At 57.8% G+C, this 206-nt stretch carries 1 protein-coding gene; it reads left to right on the top strand.

Annotated features, from left to right (window positions below):
* Positions 1-206, top strand: a 206-nt coding sequence (locus FE394_RS17210) for a DnaB-like helicase C-terminal domain-containing protein (RefSeq protein WP_319927577.1), incomplete at both ends; no start/stop codon positions are given.

Genomic DNA, 206 nt, shown 5'->3' with positions numbered 1-206 from the left:
CTGGATGATGAGCAGTGGGGACGCATAAGCCAGAGCCTGGATCAGTTTGCCCGCTGGGATCAGCGTCTGGTGATTGATGATTGCAGTCACCAGACGCCTGCACTATTACGCGCCCGTGCCCGCCGCTATACCCGCAAATACGGTAAACCCGCCCTGATTATGGTTGACTACCTCCAGCTGATGTGTGCGCCCGGACAGGAAAACCG

It is taken from the genome of Xenorhabdus littoralis, from assembly GCF_033949345.1.
Taxonomy (GTDB): Bacteria; Pseudomonadota; Gammaproteobacteria; order Enterobacterales; family Enterobacteriaceae; genus Xenorhabdus; species Xenorhabdus littoralis.
This window is presented reverse-complemented; position numbering and strand designations above follow the sequence as displayed.